At 29.0% G+C, this 16340-nt stretch carries 17 protein-coding genes; 7 read left to right on the top strand and 10 right to left on the bottom strand.

Annotated features, from left to right (window positions below; genetic code table 11):
- Nucleotides 1-15: 15 nt before the first annotated feature.
- From H2280_RS00135 to gatC, 8 genes are all read right to left on the bottom strand, one after another.
- Nucleotides 16-804, bottom strand: a complete 789-nt coding sequence (locus H2280_RS00135) for a shikimate dehydrogenase (protein WP_137623218.1) — start codon at nucleotides 802-804, stop codon at nucleotides 16-18.
- Complete coding sequence (locus H2280_RS00140; RefSeq protein WP_337215319.1) at nucleotides 801-1658, bottom strand: SPOR domain-containing protein; 858 nt, start codon at nucleotides 1656-1658, stop codon at nucleotides 801-803. The genes H2280_RS00135 and H2280_RS00140 overlap by 4 nt, the downstream gene beginning before the upstream one ends.
- 12 nt (nucleotides 1659-1670) lie before the next feature.
- Complete coding sequence (locus tag H2280_RS00145; protein WP_137623220.1) at nucleotides 1671-2216, bottom strand: DUF1882 domain-containing protein; 546 nt, start codon at nucleotides 2214-2216, stop codon at nucleotides 1671-1673.
- The gene (locus H2280_RS00150; RefSeq protein ID WP_137623221.1) at nucleotides 2213-3457 is read right to left on the bottom strand and encodes a serine hydroxymethyltransferase; all 1245 of its coding nucleotides are present in this window, start codon (nucleotides 3455-3457) and stop codon (nucleotides 2213-2215) included. The genes H2280_RS00145 and H2280_RS00150 overlap by 4 nt, the downstream gene beginning before the upstream one ends.
- On the bottom strand, nucleotides 3454-4962 hold the full coding sequence (gene lysS / locus H2280_RS00155) for a lysine--tRNA ligase (protein WP_337215320.1): 1509 nt from the start codon (nucleotides 4960-4962) through the stop codon (nucleotides 3454-3456). The genes H2280_RS00150 and lysS overlap by 4 nt, the downstream gene beginning before the upstream one ends.
- Nucleotides 4962-5432: a Fur family transcriptional regulator gene (locus H2280_RS00160; RefSeq protein ID WP_137623223.1), complete on the bottom strand. Its 471-nt coding sequence runs from the start codon at nucleotides 5430-5432 to the stop codon at nucleotides 4962-4964. Before H2280_RS00160 ends, lysS begins: the two co-directional genes overlap by 1 nt.
- Nucleotides 5433-5984, bottom strand: a complete 552-nt coding sequence (locus tag H2280_RS00165) for a CvpA family protein (RefSeq protein WP_337215321.1) — start codon at nucleotides 5982-5984, stop codon at nucleotides 5433-5435.
- Between the two features lie 62 nt (nucleotides 5985-6046).
- A complete protein-coding gene (gatC, locus tag H2280_RS00170; protein ID WP_337215322.1) occupies nucleotides 6047-6334 on the bottom strand; it encodes an Asp-tRNA(Asn)/Glu-tRNA(Gln) amidotransferase subunit GatC in 288 nt (95 codons plus the stop codon).
- Nucleotides 6335-6478: 144 nt separating this feature from the next.
- Here gatC and H2280_RS00175 point away from each other — a divergent pair, with 144 nt between their 5' ends.
- The 7 genes from H2280_RS00175 to H2280_RS00205 all read left to right on the top strand — a co-directional run bounded on the left by H2280_RS00175 (nucleotide 6479) and on the right by H2280_RS00205 (nucleotide 12595).
- Nucleotides 6479-7057, top strand: coding sequence for a hypothetical protein (locus H2280_RS00175; protein ID WP_337215323.1), 579 nt, complete (start codon nucleotides 6479-6481; stop codon nucleotides 7055-7057).
- Complete coding sequence (locus H2280_RS00180; RefSeq protein WP_337215324.1) at nucleotides 7054-8052, top strand: hypothetical protein; 999 nt, start codon at nucleotides 7054-7056, stop codon at nucleotides 8050-8052. Before H2280_RS00175 ends, H2280_RS00180 begins: the two co-directional genes overlap by 4 nt.
- Nucleotides 8049-8336, top strand: coding sequence for a tram-like protein (locus H2280_RS00185; RefSeq protein ID WP_137623228.1), 288 nt, complete (start codon nucleotides 8049-8051; stop codon nucleotides 8334-8336). Before H2280_RS00180 ends, H2280_RS00185 begins: the two co-directional genes overlap by 4 nt.
- On the top strand, nucleotides 8323-8952 hold the full coding sequence (locus H2280_RS00190) for a type III pantothenate kinase (RefSeq protein ID WP_137623229.1): 630 nt from the start codon (nucleotides 8323-8325) through the stop codon (nucleotides 8950-8952). Before H2280_RS00185 ends, H2280_RS00190 begins: the two co-directional genes overlap by 14 nt.
- Nucleotides 8953-9068: 116 nt before the next feature.
- Complete coding sequence (locus tag H2280_RS00195) at nucleotides 9069-10415, top strand: FAD-dependent oxidoreductase (protein WP_337215325.1); 1347 nt, start codon at nucleotides 9069-9071, stop codon at nucleotides 10413-10415.
- A 28-nt stretch (nucleotides 10416-10443) separates the two neighbouring features.
- Nucleotides 10444-11886: a pyruvate kinase gene (pyk, locus tag H2280_RS00200; protein ID WP_337215326.1), complete on the top strand. Its 1443-nt coding sequence runs from the start codon at nucleotides 10444-10446 to the stop codon at nucleotides 11884-11886.
- Nucleotides 11887-11956: 70 nt separating this feature from the next.
- Nucleotides 11957-12595, top strand: a complete 639-nt coding sequence (locus H2280_RS00205; protein ID WP_137623232.1) for a hypothetical protein — start codon at nucleotides 11957-11959, stop codon at nucleotides 12593-12595.
- A 33-nt stretch (nucleotides 12596-12628) separates the two neighbouring features.
- Here H2280_RS00205 and pflB read toward each other — a convergent pair whose 3' ends face one another.
- The gene (gene pflB / locus H2280_RS00210) at nucleotides 12629-15085 is read right to left on the bottom strand and encodes a motility protein PflB (RefSeq protein ID WP_337215327.1); all 2457 of its coding nucleotides are present in this window, start codon (nucleotides 15083-15085) and stop codon (nucleotides 12629-12631) included.
- Nucleotides 15086-15094: 9 nt separating this feature from the next.
- Complete coding sequence (gene serS / locus H2280_RS00215) at nucleotides 15095-16330, bottom strand: serine--tRNA ligase (RefSeq protein ID WP_337215328.1); 1236 nt, start codon at nucleotides 16328-16330, stop codon at nucleotides 15095-15097.
- Between the last annotated feature and the right edge of the window lie 10 nt (nucleotides 16331-16340).

Genomic DNA, 16340 nt, shown 5'->3' on the forward strand with positions numbered 1-16340 from the left:
AGAATTTTTCAAAAATTAATCCAAATTTAAAGCTTGTATCATCGCCTTTTTTATTTTTTCTCTTTGATTTTTAAGATTAAAAAATAATTCAAAAGCAAACACTCCTTGCCACAAAAGCATTTCAAGTCCATTTTTTACTTTCAAATTGTATTTTTTACAAAGCTTATAAAAAGGAGTTTCTTTATTGTAAATGACTTCAAAAGCAAATTTAGCATTGGGTAAAAGCTTGTGTAAAATTTCTTCAGAACAAGGTAAGTCATCATTTACCAAACCAGCCGAAGTGGAATTAATAATCAAATCAAAATCAAAGTCTTTTAAATCTTCATAAAGACTATTTTTATAAGTATTGAAATATTGAAGTCTTTTAGCACTACGATTAGTGATATAAACATCCACGCCTTTTTGCTTTAAAACATAAGCTAATACAAGAGCCGTTCCACCTGCCCCTAAAATCAAAGCTTTTTTGATGTTTTTAAATTCTTTAATGGCTTGTAAAAAACCTATTCCATCTGTATTGTAAGCATAGATTTGATTGTTTTTAAAACAAAGGGTATTAGCAGAACCTACATGAGTTGAAACTTCATCTTTAAAATCAGCAATTTCATAAGCTTTTTCCTTAAAAGGAGCGGTAATATTTACAGCATCAAAACCTATTTTTAATAATTCTTCTTTTAAAAATAAATCATTCTTTAAACAATAACGAGTATAAATTCCTTTTAATCCAAGAAGTTTAATCGCGTTATTATGCATTCTAGGTGATTTAGAATGCATAATGGGATTGCCTACAACGGCTAAGAATTTCATTTTAAAGTGAAAGAAAATGCGTCTTTAGCTACTTCTTTTCTAATTTTAGCAAGCTCTTGTGAAATATTTGCTTTGCTAAATGGTCCAATTAAAACCTTAGTTATTTCTTTACCTGCAACTGTTGTTTTATAAAGCTTATATTCATAACCTTTTTTTCTAACAGCTGCTAATTCTCTAGATTTTTGATCCAAATTATTTACAGAAAAAATTTGTACATAAATTCCAGAAGGCAAACCATCCGGATTAACAGGTTTTGCATCAACATTTTTAAATAAATCATTAGCGTTTTGTTGCTGATTTTGTTTTACAGCGTGTTCTTGTTTTTTAGTTGTGGTATCTTTTGCTGTAGTAGGTTTTTTAACCTGCTCTTTTGGTTGTTCTTTTGGCTTTTCTTCAACTTTAGGAGCTTGTAAATTTGTAACAGTTTGCTTTTTCTCATCCGAAGTATTAGAATTTGACTCTTGTTGAACATTATCTTGATCAGGTAAGGCAAAATTTGCATTATCAAGATTTTGATCTAAGGTGCTAGTTTCTAAGCTACTATCGTTTTGATCACCTTGAATTTGTTTTCTTAAAGCTTCAAATTGATCTTCTGCAGAATTATCTGTAGTAATAGGCATATTTTCAAAAGAATTATCTGTATTACTATCTTGAGCAGTGCTTGTAGGTTCGCTAGGTAAAACTGTTTGATTTTTATTATCATCACCACCACTGTTAATCAGCTTCATAACAATCATAATGATTAAAAATAAAATAATTAAAGCAATCACTCTTAAAAGAATTTTTTTTATCTTTTCGCTTTTATTGCTTTTTTCTAAAATGATATCATCAAAATCATTTTTATTATTTTCCATATTTTTCCTTTCTCACATATGTTTAGACCAAGAACTACCGCGTTCTTTTTGATAAACCTCATAAGGTAAAACTAAAATATTAAATTCCCTTGGAACGTCCATACTTGGAAAAACTTTCCATTCTACAGGCATTTTACTTGCAAACATCATTGAAAGTTTAGATGCTAAAGAATAACCTTCGTTTAACGAAGTATGACCTTTGTGAATATACAAATGTAAATGTCCTGGAGTTTTTGTTCTATAAGCAGTAAAATTTATAAAACCTTCTTCGCGCAAAATAAGTTGAGCACGATGATAAAATCTTTCAGCATTAAAGCCATTATAGTCAAAAACAATATTTTCAACTTTATTATCTTTAGTAATCAAATCATGAGCAACGATAATTTTTTTAGCCGCATGCTCTCTCATAATACTTAAATTTAAAGGAGAGTCAATTTTTTCAAATTTGTCAAAAAACAAACGCCCACGATGGGTGATTTTATTGACAATTCTATTTCTCATGACATAATAATGACTACCGATTATCTTAATTAATGACATATCCATAGGTGAAATCAAAACATAGCCTTTGTATAAATTATAAAATTTTTCGCAAGTTCTTCAAGTTTTAATCTAATGTCTTTTTGCAAATTAATATTATTAATATCATCTAAAATATCCGCTATATAATTTGCAACAATTTCCATTTCTTTCTCTTTAAAACCTCTAGCAGTAAGCGCTGGTGTTCCTAGTCTCAATCCACTAGTTATAAATGGACTTCTAGTCTCACCTGGAACTGTATTTTTATTTGCAGTTATACCTGAATTTCCCAAAGCTATATCTGCATCTTTTCCGCTAAATTCACGATCTAAAAAGCTCATTAAAACAAGATGGTTATCTGTACCATCGCTTACAAGCTTATATTTTCTATCCATCAATACTTTAGCTAAAACTTGGGCATTATTTCTTACTTGTTTTGCATAAATTTTCCATTCTTCGCTAAGATTAAATTTAAAGCCCACAGCCTTAGCAGCAATCACATGCATTAAAGGGCCGCCTTGAATTCCTGGGAAAATTGCCGAATTAATTTTTTTAGCGATCTCTTCATCATTACTCATTATGATGCCACCTCTTGGACCTCTTAAAGTTTTATGAGTTGTAGAACTTACAACGTGAGCATGAGGAAAAGGATCAGGATGTTCTCCAGCAACAACAAGTCCGGCAATATGCGCTACATCTGCAAAAAGATAAGCACCAACTTCATCTGCAATTTCTCTAAATTTAGCAAAATCGATAAATCTAGCATAAGCACTCGCACCACATACTATCAATTTTGGCTTAACTATATGAGCTATTTCTCTGACTTTTTCATAATTAATTCTTCCATCAAGCTCTACACCATAAAAAAAGCTTTCATAAATTTTTCCAGAAGAACTTACTTTAGCACCATGAGTTAAGTGGCCACCATGGCTTAAATCCATACCTAAAATTTTATCGCCTGGATTTAAAAGAGCCGCATAAACGCCTTGATTGGCTTGAGAGCCTGAATTAGGTTGAACATTAGCAAAATTGCATTTAAAAAGTTTTTTACATCTCTCAATAGCCAAATTTTCTATTTCATCAACAACTTCACAGCCGCCATAATATCTTTTATTTGGATATCCTTCAGCATATTTATTTGTCAATACGCTTCCCATAACCTCCATAACCTCAGGTAAAGTGAAATTTTCACTTGCTATCATCTCAAGGCCTTCGCATTGACGCTTTAATTCTTGATTTACCAAATTAAAAATTTCTTGATCAAAACACTCTAAACTCATTCTTTACCCTCCTTTAATTCTGATTTTAATGGCCTCATGGCCGGAAATAAAATAACATCTCGGATAGATTTTTTATTAGTTAGCAACATAACCAATCTATCAATTCCTATTCCCTGTCCTGCCGTAGGTGGCATACCATAGCCCAAAGCATTAACAAAATCTTCATCCATTTCACATGCTTCTTCATTACCTGCATTTTTTGCTTCTATTTGTTTTAAAAATCTTTCATATTGATCTAAAGGATCATTTAACTCATTAAAACCGTTAGCCAATTCTCTTCCACAAATAAATAACTCAAATCTTTCAGCTATATTAGGATCTTCATCGCTACGACGAGAGAGTGGGCTAATAGAAACTGGAAAATCTGTAATAAAAGTAGGATTAATCAATTTACTTTCTACATAATTATCAAATAATTCTGCTTGCAAATGTCCTAAATCTAATTTTTCATTAGCTTCAAAACCATCAGATTTTAATCGAGTTAAAATTTTATCTTTATTTTCTATAACTTCATCACTTAAACCACCATATTTTTTGAGGGCTTCCTTGTATGAAATTCTTTCAAAAGGTTTTGAAAAATCGATTTTATGACCATCAAATTCTATAACTTTTTCTAAATTTAATTGATCCAAAAGTAAAGAAAAAAGCTCTTCTGTGAGATCCATCAAATCTTTATAATTATGATAAGCCCAATAAAATTCTATCGTTGTAAATTCTGGATTGTGTGTTAGATCCATACCTTCATTTCTAAAACAACGATTGATTTCAAAAACCGCTTCAAAACCTCCGACTATAAGTCTTTTTAAATAAAGTTCTGGTGCGATTCTTAAAAATCTTTCAACACCTAATGAGTTATGAAATGTTATAAAAGGCTTAGCATTAGCACCACCTGCAATTGGATGCATCATAGGTGTTTCAACTTCTAAAAAACCTTTGCTTTCAAAAAAATGACGGATTAGGCTTACTACTTTAGAACGAATTAAAAAATCTTTTCTAACATCTGAATTCATAATCAAATCCACATAACGTTTGCGATATCGTTGTTCTATATCTGTAAGCCCATGATATTTTTCAGGTAGCGGAACAATGGATTTGGTAGCAAGTTTTACCTCACTTGCGTGAAGACTAAATTCACCTGTTTTAGTTACAAAAGGAAAACCTTTTACTAAAACAATATCTCCCACCTCAAGATTTTTTTTAAGTAAATTAAATTGTTCTTCGCCGATGCTATCTTTGCTGAAATAAATTTGTAAATTAGTATTTTCATCTTCTATATTTGCAAAAATAGATTTTCCAGCTATTCTTAAAAGCTTTAAACGTCCTGCAACAATTCCAAAACTATTTTCATCTCGCTTAGTTTCGCTTTGAAGTACATAAGAAAATTTGGTTTTAAAATCCGATAAAGACATTTCTTTTTTTAGAAAATGCGGATAAGGATTTATACCAGCTTTTCTAAATTCATTTGATTTTTCTATTCTTTGCTGTTCTAAAATATTATCAAACATTAGATTTTTACCTTAATTTTTTGATTACAATCATCGCAAATTCCATAAAGTTGCATTAAATGTCCCGTTAGTTTAAAATTATATTCCTTAGCAATTAAAGCTTGTTGTCTTTCTATAATAGAATTTTCGAATTCAATAATTTTACCACAATTTTTACAAATCATGTGATCATGATGTGGTTTATTGGCTAATTCGTATTTTTTTCCAGCTGAACCAAAAGAGATAGAAGTAACCATTTCAGCTTCTTCGAGTAAATTTAAAGTTCTATAAACAGTAGCAATACCGACATTTAAATCCGGTTCAACTTGCTTTATTTCCATATATAAGCTCTCTGGTGTATGATGTGTATCGCTATGATATAATGTTTTTAATAATATTTCTCTTTGTTTTGTGTATTTAAGACCACCTTGTCTTAAAATTTTTTTAAATCTTTCCAATAATACATCATATTCTACATTTTCAATCAACATTTATTGTTCCTCTTGAAAGCTGTTGAGATTGTTGGTTGTATTTTTTATTTTATCAAGACTATCTTCAGCTAAAGGTTGATTCATGATAAAAGAACCTGTATCTTTGAGTAATTCTAAAGTATAACTGTCTTTGGCAAAAGAATTTAATTTGCTATTTAAAAAATCGATTCTTGCTATGCAAAAAACAAAAATAGCAAAAATAAAAAATATTTTTGCACAGCCAAAAATAAATCCGCCTATACGATCTAAGAAACCCAAACCACTCAGTTTAACTAATTTTGAAAGAAAATTTCCAAGTAAAAGACAAACTATCCAAAAAATAATTAAAATCGCTAAAAAACCTGCAAAATTAGCCAAACTTTGATTCTCAATTTTATAAAAAGTATTTTCTATAAAAGTAGAAGCTGATGAAGAATATTTTGAAGCGACAAACACACCTCCAATAATCCCCAAGATTCCAAATACTTCTTTAATCAAACCATTGATAATACCTTTAAGACCCAAAAGTAAAGTAAAACCTAAAATAAAAGCATCAAACCAATAAAAATTCATACTCATCCACTTTCACTATATCTTTAAATTATTCTACAAGCAAGTATTAAATAATAAGTTAATCATTCTATAATCTTAGGCACAACAAAAAAATTCTCATCTTTTTTTGGAGAATGATCTAAAACATCTTTAATGATATCTTTATTTTCTATTTGATCCAATCTTAAAGGAGTGCCACCTTTAATGGTGCTTACTGTGATCTCTGAAGAACTTAAATCCAACTCATTAAGCTTTTCAACAAAATTAACAATTTCCTCAAGTTCTTGCACCAATTTGCTCCTTTTATCTTCTGCAATTTTTAAAGCGCTTAATTTTTCAAGTTTGGTAAGCAATTCTTCATTTATTTGCATTTTGTAACCTTGATTAAAAATTTAAATGATAATAAAAATTATAACATAAAAAAGCTTTAATTATTTTACAATATTTTAGAATTTATAAATTTATGTTACAATAATGCTAACTGAAATCATAAAATAAAAATTAAGGATCAAAATTTGAGCTTAAAAGATAATTTAAAATCTATTAAAACAGATCTTAATGCTGAAGAGAAAATGATAGAGAATTTTATAAAAAGTGAAAGATTTATAAAAAAATATAAAAAATATATATTTTTAATTGCAATTATCGCTGTTCTTTGGTTTGCTATTAGTTTTGGAATTTCTAAAGTTGAAGAGTACAATAAGAAAGAAAGCAATAGAATTTATACTCAATTGTTAAAATATCCAAACGATACAAACCTTTTAAATCAATTAAAACAAAAAAACGTTAATCTTTACGCTATATTTCTTATCAATGAAATCCAAAATGATAATAACAATACAAATTTAAAAAATCAACTCAAAGCTATAAGCTCTGATTCTGACATAAATCCTTTGTTACAAAATATCATTTTTGCATTTTTAGGAGAAAAATCGATATTTTTAAAAGATTATGATAAACTTTTAGAAGCTTGCAAACTCTTAGAGGAAAATAAAATCGAACAAGCAAATGTATTGCTTTCTCAAATTAATGAAAATTCAGGCCTTAAACAAATTGCTAAAAATCTCAAACATTATCAAGGTATTTCACAATGAAACATTTTTTTATAACCTTATTTGCCTTAATTTTTATTTGTGCTTGTGGTACGAAAAGACAATATTTTGAGCCGGCTTATACAGATGGGGAATTAAATCATAATGGTAGCTTAAAGGCCACTATCGTTGATTGGAATTTATTTTCTGCTAAACTTAGCAATAATCAAATCATTTTAAAAAATACTCAAGCGACTCATGATTTTAAACTTGATAAAAACTATATTCTCTTAGCCTATCAAGATGGAGAATTTATCGAGGCTGATGATAATGGAAATTTAAAAATTTATAATAGTGCCCATGAAGAAACTTATTCTTATAAATTTGACGCTACTGTTGTAGGAATTGCCTTAAATGGAGATGATTTAGCACTTGTGTTAGCCAATAATAGCATTGTTTTTGCAAATCGTTCCTTAGGTATTAAATTTATTCAAACCCTTACTCCAGCACCTGCTCAAGATAATCGCGTTGCAAATCCGATATTCTTAGATAATGTTATTATTTATCCTACTTTGGATGGAAAAATCATGGTTTTATCAAAAGATACTTTGAAAATTGTCAAAGATATTGTTGTTTCTGCGGAAAACTTTTTTAATAATATTATTCATCTAAGCATACAAAATAATCAAATTATAGCAGCCACGGCAAAAAGAGTAATGATAATTGACCCTAGAAGAACTATTTATCAAGACTTCGATATAAAAGATATCGCAGTGAGTGATAATGCAATTTTTATATTTGAAAAGAATGGAAATATTGTTAAAACTGATTATAATTTAAAAATACTAGAACAAAAGAAATTCGATTTTGCTATCTTTACAAAAGTGAATTTGTATCATGATCATTTATATGCTTTTGAAAAAACAGGGTATTTAATAAAATCAGATTTAAATCTTGAAAATATACAAATATTTAAATTCTCAGAACCTGTTGAAAAAATGTCTTTTATGGGCGATGGTAAATTTTATTATGGAGATAAAATTTTAGATTTGCAATGAGTATTTTAAAAGAAGCAATGGATATTTTAAATTTAGATCTTAAAACTTTTGATCTAAAAAAATTGAGTACAAAAAAAACTTATTTATGTGCCTTAAATAAAGAAGTTGTACTTTTTATCTATACTGGTAAATCTCGTTTTGTCTTAAAAAATGCCTTATTTTTAGATAATTTATCAAGCAATTTTAATTTAAATAAAAAGTTTTTTTTTACCAAAAGCGTTCTTTGCTCCAAAGCAAAGCAGTATCTTAGTGAAAAGGGATTTGATATTCATGTTGTTTTGTGACATTGGTAATTCTAATGCTAATTTTTTAGAAGATCATAAATATTTTACACTAAGTATTGAACAATTTTTAGAATTTAAAAGTGAACAAAAAATTTTTTATATTAATGTCAATGAAAATTTAAAAAATTATTTAAAATCGCAAAAAAATTTTATCGATTTGGAACCATTTTTTGTTTTTGATACTATTTATCAAGGTCTAGGAATTGATCGTATTGCTGCTTGTTATACCATAGATGATGGAGTGATTGTAGATGCTGGAAGTGCCATTACAATTGATATTATCGCCAATTCTATACATCTTGGAGGTTTTATCTTGCCAGGGATTACAAATTTTAGAAAAATATATGCCCACATTTCACCTAGATTAAAATGTGAATTTAATACCCAAGTAAGTTTTGATGCATTCCCACAGAAAACAAAAGATGCTTTAAGCTATGGAGTTTTTAAAAGTATTTATTTACTTATTAAAGATACAGCGCAAAATAAAAAACTTTATTTTACTGGTGGAGATGGACAATTTTTAGCAAATTATTTTGATAATGCTATTTATGATAAACTTCTTGTTTTTAGAGGTATGAAAAAAATTATACAAGAAAATCCTAATTTATTAATATAAAATGTTACAAAAATTCTCATTAAAAATATTATTTTGATATATTTTAACCATTTGTAAAACAAATTCAATTAAACTTTTATAAATAAAATTCTATGATTTATAAAAAAGGAAAAATAATGCCTAAAAAAGAATTTGATATATTAATCATAGGAGCTGGAATTTCTGGATCTGCATTATTTTATGAAATCGCACGATATACAGATATCAAAAATATCGCTTTAATAGAAAAATATCATTCTCCTTCAACTTTAAATTCAAAAGGAACAAGTAACTCTCAAACCATACACTGTGGCGACATTGAAACAAATTACACCCTAGAAAAAGCTAAAAAAGTCAAAACAACAGCAGATATGATAGTAAAATATGGAATTTTACAAAACGCCCAAAATCGTTTTATGTTCTCTCATCAAAAAATGGCCTTAGCTGTTGATGATATAGAATGTGATTACATGAAAAGACGCTACGAAGAATTTAAAGAACTGTATCCTTATATCAAATTTTTTGATAAAGAAAAAATCAAATCCATTGAACCTAAGGTAGCTCTTGGAAAAGATGGGATAAATGATAGATCTGAAAATATTTGTGCTATGGGCGTAGAAGCTGGAGAAATTTTCACAACTGTTGATTTTGGGAAAATGAGTATCAGTCTTATCGAGCAAGGGCAATTGCAAAACAAAAATACTTTTGTAGCTTTTAATGAAGAAATTATCCATATAGAAAAAAAAGATGGATATTTTCTTTTAAGAACAAATACTTATCAAGAATATTATGCCAAAGCTGTCGTCGTAAATGCTGGTGCACATTCTTTATATTTGGCACATAAAATGAATTTGGGTTTGGATAAATCTTGTTGGCCTGTTGCAGGTAGTTTTTATCTCACAAAACAAAAATTACTCAATGGTAAAGTTTATATGGTTCAAAATCCAAAATTACCTTTTGCAGCACTACATGGAGATCCTGATTTACTTGCCGATATGAATACACGTTTTGGGCCAACCGCACTCGTTATCCCGAAATTGGAACGCTATCATGGATTAAAATCTGTACCTGAATTCTTTGAAGCTTTAAAATTTGACAAAACTGTTTTTAAAGTCACTTTAAATATGTTTAAAGATTCAACTATTAGAAATTACATACTCTATAATTATCTTTTTGAATTACCTTTTATCAATAAAAATATCTTTGTAAAAGATGCTAGAAAAATAGTTCCGAGTCTAAAAGCTAGTGATATATATTATGCAAGAGGTTTTGGAGGAGTTCGTCCTCAAGTGATTGATAAAAAAAGAGGGGAATTAATGCTAGGGGAAGCAAGTATTGCTGAAATTCCTGGAATTATTTTTAATATGACTCCTAGTCCAGGTGCAACGAGCTGTTTAGGCAATGCACAAAGGGATGCGAAATTGATATGTCAATATTTAGGAGCTAAATTTGATGAAGATAAATTTAATTCGGAATTATTGTAAATATTAAAAACTTAAAATAAGGATTATCATGCTTAAAAAAACAAAAATTGTAGCAACCGTTGGACCCGCAAGTGAAAGTGAAGATGTTTTACGTCAAATGATTATTAATGGTGTCAATGTCTTTCGTTTAAATTTCTCTCATGGAACTCATGAGTATCATAAAAACAATCTTGAAACCATACGTAAAGTTGCTAAGGAACTCAATACTAGAATAGGAATTTTACAAGATATTAGCGGTCCAAAAATTAGAACAGGGGAATTGAAAACCCCCTTTGATCTAAAAAAAGGAGATAGGCTTGATTTTTATCATGAAAAAATTATAGGAGAAAAAATCAAGGAAAATCATTATAAACTTAGCATCAATCAAAGTGAAATTCTAAATATGCTTAAAATTGATGATTATATTTATTTATATGATGGTTCTATTCGTGCTAAAGTAGTCAGTATTGATTCTGGCAAAATTCAAACTCTTATTGAAAATGATGGTTTTTTAAATTCGAATAAAGGGATTAATTTTCCAAATACTAAAATTAACATTGATGTTATCACTCAAAAGGATAAAAATGATTTGATTTGGGGGATAGAAAATGGGGTTGATTTTCTTGCCATTTCTTTCGTTCAAAATGCTCACGATATCAATGAAGTGCGAGAAATTTTAATAAAACATAACGCCAAAATAGCCCTTTTTGCTAAAATAGAAAAATTTGATGCAGTTGAAAATATAGATGAAATTATTGATTCTAGCGATGGTATTATGGTAGCACGTGGCGATTTAGGTATTGAAGTGCCTTATTATAAGGTTCCAAACATTCAAAAAGAGATTATCCGCAAAGCTAATAATGCCTCTAAACCTGTCATTACAGCCACTCAAATGCTTTTTTCTTTGGCAAAAAGCAAAACCGCTACAAGAGCTGAAATTTCAGATGTAGCAAATGCAGTATTAGATGGTAGCGATGCTGTAATGCTTAGCGAAGAAAGTGCTGTAGGTATAGATCCTGCTAATGCTGTTGATATCATGTGTCAGACAATCATAGAAACAGAAAAAAACTATCCTTATAATAAATTTAATGATTTTGAAAATTTAGACAATACAGATAAAATTATGCGTTCAAGTGCAAATTTATCTAAAGATTTGAATGCTGATGCGATTTTTTCTCTCACAAGTAGCGGAAAATCAGCAATGAAAATTTCTAGATATAGGCCTAGCATGGATATCATAGCCGTAGCTCATTCAGAAAAAACTCTTAATTTATTAAGTATAGTATGGGGGGTTAATCCAGCTATTTTAGTTAATAAAAGCGATCATTTAACAGAATTATTAAAAAACACAGTTAAATTAGGCATAGAAAAAGATTTTATCAATGAAAATAAATGTTATATATTAACAGCGGGTTTTCCAACAGGAGTAGAAGGAACGAGTAATCTTATTAGAATACTTGAAAAAGATCAAATATCTTATTATTTAAAATAATTTTTAAATAATATAAAATTTTTATTAAAAAAGTCGATATAAAATATAACCTCACTATTAAGGAGCAAAAATGCAAGTGAATACTTATTCAAATATCGCTAGCATGACTCAAACCCAAGTTAGCAATAAGAAGGTAGATGAAGATGCTAAAAAAAATACCAAAGATGCAAACCTTCAAAGTGCTAGTTCAAGCAAGGATATCAATAAAGATGCTCTTGAAAAACTAAGCTCACTTGGAGGAAAAGGTATTACTCAACTCTATATGGTTCAATTCCAACAACAAACTATGAATACAGTTTTTGGCACAAGCAATGCTCAAGCTGGAATTGAAGGTCTTTTAAATGGAGGAAATTTAGATACCGCAAAATCTATTCTTTCTAGTATTGATTTTACATCTTTAGGTTATAGTGGTAAAAATCCACTTTCAATGAATACCGATGAATTAAAACAGCTTGTAAGCGAAGATGGATTTTTTGGTGTTAATAATACGGCAAATCGTATCGCTGATTTTGTAATCAATGGAGCTGGAAACGATGTCGATAAACTTAAAGAGGGGCTTGATGGGATAAAAAAAGGATTTGAGCAAGCAGAAAAAATGTGGGGTGGAAAGCTTCCTCAAATCAGCCAAGATACAATGGATGCAGCAATTAAAAAAGTTACTGATCGCATTGACGAACTTGGAGGAAAAACTCTAGATCTTCAAGCTTAATCCATAAAGATGTTTAAAATTATTTAAACATCTTTAATTTTTTATATCAAAGGTAAAAAATTTACTCTTAAAATTATTCGGTAGTGTTTTATATTGATTAATAGCAGCTTCATAATTTTGCACTTCTTGATAAAGCAAACCTAAAGCAGCTTTACTTTCTTTATTATTTTTATCAGTTAATTTTGAAAGTTGCAATAAAGCTATAGCCGAATTTGGATTATTTGCCCCTATGGCTGCAACTGCGGCTAAAAATAAAGTTCTAGTATCTTTAATTTTATAATCATCAATTAAAATATTATAAAGTGCATAAGACTCTTCAAATTGCTTAGCAAAAATATCTAAATATGCTAAAGTTTGTATAATACTTTCGCTTTCAAATTTAGAAGTATTCATTAATTCTTTAAATTTATTTCTTTCCAAATTTAAAAGTCCCGAAACATGCATTAAATCAACATAAAATTCTCTAGCAATATTAGGACCCCCAAAAACACTGCGATAATCAAGTTTTAAATTTTTAAAATGAATTTGTGCATTTTGGGCATACTCTTTAATATTAAAATTAGAATTTAAAGAATTAAAATATAAAATATTTGCAATAATATCTTCTGGTAGTTGTGATCTTAACTTGGCCATTTCAACATCCATACGATTACTAAGATTATTATTTTTAGCAATGATTGCTTTAAGCATTAAACTTAAAGGCGTATCAGAAGTTTTTTCATCCAAATACGGAAGCATTGAGACATAATCATTTTTAACTAAAAACAGCATACTTTTTTGCATATTTGCTTTAAAATTCGTATCAGCACTCATATTTTCAACAATTTCATTATAAAGTTTAGTTGTATCTAAATCATTTAATTTAGCACAAAATAAAGCAAAAACTCCTGCTAAATAATTTTTAGGATTTAAATGATAGGAGCTGAAAAAATATTTGTAAGCTTGTTCATAATCTTGCATCTGTGCGTAAGATAAAGCTAAATTATACTGTAAAATACTATGTTCTGGATAATTTTTCAACAATTGCTGAAATTCTTCATTGGCAAGTCTTAATTGCTGATTTAAAGCATGATTAATAATATTAGCAATTTTTACATTTGTAGAAGATAAAACATTACTCGTTGTTAAATACTCTCCTGAATCCGCACTATCATCGACAAAATTTGTAACATTAGCTTTTTCTATATATAATGATGCTTGTTTAGAATCAAAAACTTGATAAGGGGCGTAATAAAAAAGCAAATCAAATTGATTTTTTAAATTTTTCAATAAATCCTTAGAAAAATGACTCTGTGCTATAGCGATATTAAACAAATCATTGTTTAATCGCACTTTTATTTTATAACGATCTAAAATTTTATATTGATCTTCCTCTTTTTTATAAGCATTTTGCAAACGCATAAGCATATCTTGATAATCACCCGTTTTAATATCAACAAGACTTAAAGCTGCCAAACTTTGATTGAAGTCTCTATCGATTTTCATAGCAGTATTTAAAGAAGATTTAGCTTTATCATATTCTCCCATTCTAGCATATAAAAGACCCAAAGAAAGACTGGGTTCAAAATTTCCTTGAGAATTTAGCTGTTGTACTGCCTTAGCATCAAAATCCATCTTAGCATAAATTTTAGCTGATAAATATTTAGAAATATCATTATAAGGATCAATATTTACCTGCTGAAACATTTGCAAAGCCTCTGGATAATACCCTTTATAATAATCTATCAAAGCCAAATAATAATTATATAATTTTGATTTTCCTTCCTTAGGAAGATAAACTTGTGCTAAATCAATATAATATTTAAATTTTTCTTCATCATTAAGCTTTAAAGCACACACAGCAGCATTAATAGCAGATACAGTTTGATTTTCACCACTAGCTATAGCTTTTTTAAAGCTTTCAAAAGCCTCTTGCAATTTTCCTTCATTCATTTGAGAAACGCCTAAATTGTAATTAGACAAAGATTCATTATAAATTGCAATTTGTTTATATAATTTCAAAGATTGTTGAATTTCTCCCTTAAGATAAAGTGCATTAGCTTTTTGTATCATAGCATCCACTTTAGCCATATCTTTATACTTATAAGATTCATCAGGGACAATTTCAGATTTTTCAACTGGCTTTGAAGCAATAATATCTGCTTTAATATTTCCTTCGCTAAAAATCAAATAAGTTAAAGTAAAAACCAAAATACAGATAATAACTAAAGAAACTCCAACAAGAGACATAAATTTTCTATCTTTATACCAAGGGATTAATTCTTGACTCCCAGTTTTTTCAAAAGAAGAAAATTCTTCAGGTGCACTTTCTCTTGTAAAACTAAAACCTACATCATCTTCATTGGATCCTTCAGATAAAGATACAAATTCTTCATCATCAGGGGCTTGACCTTCTTGCCCCTTAAATTCTCCTAAACTTTCATCAAGTCTTTCTTTATTATTTAAATCGTCTTCTGATCTTTCTAATACTATATCTTCTTTTTCTGCCATTTATTTTCTTTAAAAATATTTTCTTAAAACATCAGGAATAGCAATTTTTCCTTCTTTATCTTGATAATTTTCCATAATGGCAACCAAAGTTCTACCTACAGCTAATGAAGAACCATTTAAGGTATGGACTAATTCATTTTTACCTTGCTCATTTTTATAGCGAATTTTGGCACGTCTTGCTTGAAAATCACGACAATTAGATACAGAACTAATTTCTCGGTATTTATTTTGAGAAGGAATCCAAACTTCAAGATCAATAGTCTTTGCAGCACTAAAACCCAAATCTCCCGTACAAAGCATCAAATGTCTATGAGCTAAACCTAAAGAGCTTAATAAATCACTCGCACACTCTACCATTTCATTAAATACACTATCACTTTGCTCAGGTTTAGTAATGCTTACAAGTTCTACTTTTTCAAACTGATGCTGACGAATGATCCCTCTTGTATCACGCCCTGCGCTACCCGCTTCTTTTCTAAAACAAGCACTATAACAAGTCATTTTTATCGGTAAGCTTTCACTGGTTAAAATTTCCCCACTATAAAGATTGGTTACTGGAATTTCAGAAGTTGAAATAAGATATAAATCCTCATCCTCAACTTTATACATATCATCTTTAAATTTTGGCAGTTGTCCAGTTCCAAACATCGTAGCGCCATTAACCAAATAAGGCACATTGACAAAATTAAAACCTCGACTTCTATTAAAATCGATCATATAATTAACCAAAGCTCGACTCAATAAAGCACCTTCGCTTTTAAGTACACAAAAACGACTTCCAGAAATTTTAACCCCTCTTACAAAATCAAGCCAATCTAAACTTTCACCCAAATCATGATGTTCTTTTGGCTCAAAATCAAAACTTGGCGGAGTGAGGACTTTTTTTATTTCCACATTTTCATCTTCATCCTCGCCAACAGGAACAATATCATCTGGAATATTTGGAATAGCATGGGCAATATTTTCAAGTTCGTCTTCTAAAGCACCCACCTTTTGACTTTGTTCGTTGATTTTAATTTTATTTTCACTCAATTTTGTTTTCAACTCTTCTTTATCTTGCGCACTTGCAAGTTCTTTACTGAATTTATTTTGAAAGGCTTGAAGCTCTTCTAAAATTGTCCTTTCTTTTTTCAATAATGCAAATAAATCAGCTAATTTTTTTAATGTTTCCTCATCAACTTTTTTATTTTTTAATTTTTGACTCACCTCATCAAATTGATTTTGTAATTTTTTTAAATCAAGCATCTTGCACCCC

It is taken from the genome of Campylobacter sp. 2457A, from assembly GCF_020135895.1.
Classification (GTDB): Bacteria; Campylobacterota; Campylobacteria; order Campylobacterales; family Campylobacteraceae; genus Campylobacter_D; species Campylobacter_D taeniopygiae.

Excerpts from the sequence above, each read along its gene's own strand:
- H2280_RS00135 (WP_137623218.1), bottom strand. The coding sequence starts at position 804 with ATGAAATTCTTAGCCGTTGTAGGCAATCCCATTATGCATTCTAAATCA.
- H2280_RS00140 (WP_337215319.1), bottom strand. The coding sequence starts at position 1,658 with ATGGAAAATAATAAAAATGATTTTGATGATATCATTTTAGAAAAAAGC.
- H2280_RS00150 (WP_137623221.1), bottom strand. The coding sequence starts at position 3,457 with ATGAGTTTAGAGTGTTTTGATCAAGAAATTTTTAATTTGGTAAATCAA.
- lysS (WP_337215320.1), bottom strand. The coding sequence starts at position 4,962 with ATGTTTGATAATATTTTAGAACAGCAAAGAATAGAAAAATCAAATGAA.
- H2280_RS00160 (WP_137623223.1), bottom strand. The coding sequence starts at position 5,432 with ATGTTGATTGAAAATGTAGAATATGATGTATTATTGGAAAGATTTAAA.
- H2280_RS00165 (WP_337215321.1), bottom strand. The coding sequence starts at position 5,984 with ATGAATTTTTATTGGTTTGATGCTTTTATTTTAGGTTTTACTTTACTT.
- gatC (WP_337215322.1), bottom strand. The coding sequence starts at position 6,334 with ATGCAAATAAATGAAGAATTGCTTACCAAACTTGAAAAATTAAGCGCT.
- H2280_RS00180 (WP_337215324.1), top strand. The coding sequence starts at position 7,054 with ATGAAACATTTTTTTATAACCTTATTTGCCTTAATTTTTATTTGTGCT.
- H2280_RS00185 (WP_137623228.1), top strand. The coding sequence starts at position 8,049 with ATGAGTATTTTAAAAGAAGCAATGGATATTTTAAATTTAGATCTTAAA.
- H2280_RS00190 (WP_137623229.1), top strand. The coding sequence starts at position 8,323 with ATGTTGTTTTGTGACATTGGTAATTCTAATGCTAATTTTTTAGAAGAT.
- H2280_RS00195 (WP_337215325.1), top strand. The coding sequence starts at position 9,069 with ATGCCTAAAAAAGAATTTGATATATTAATCATAGGAGCTGGAATTTCT.
- pyk (WP_337215326.1), top strand. The coding sequence starts at position 10,444 with ATGCTTAAAAAAACAAAAATTGTAGCAACCGTTGGACCCGCAAGTGAA.
- H2280_RS00205 (WP_137623232.1), top strand. The coding sequence starts at position 11,957 with ATGCAAGTGAATACTTATTCAAATATCGCTAGCATGACTCAAACCCAA.
- pflB (WP_337215327.1), bottom strand. The coding sequence starts at position 15,085 with ATGGCAGAAAAAGAAGATATAGTATTAGAAAGATCAGAAGACGATTTA.
- serS (WP_337215328.1), bottom strand. The coding sequence starts at position 16,330 with ATGCTTGATTTAAAAAAATTACAAAATCAATTTGATGAGGTGAGTCAA.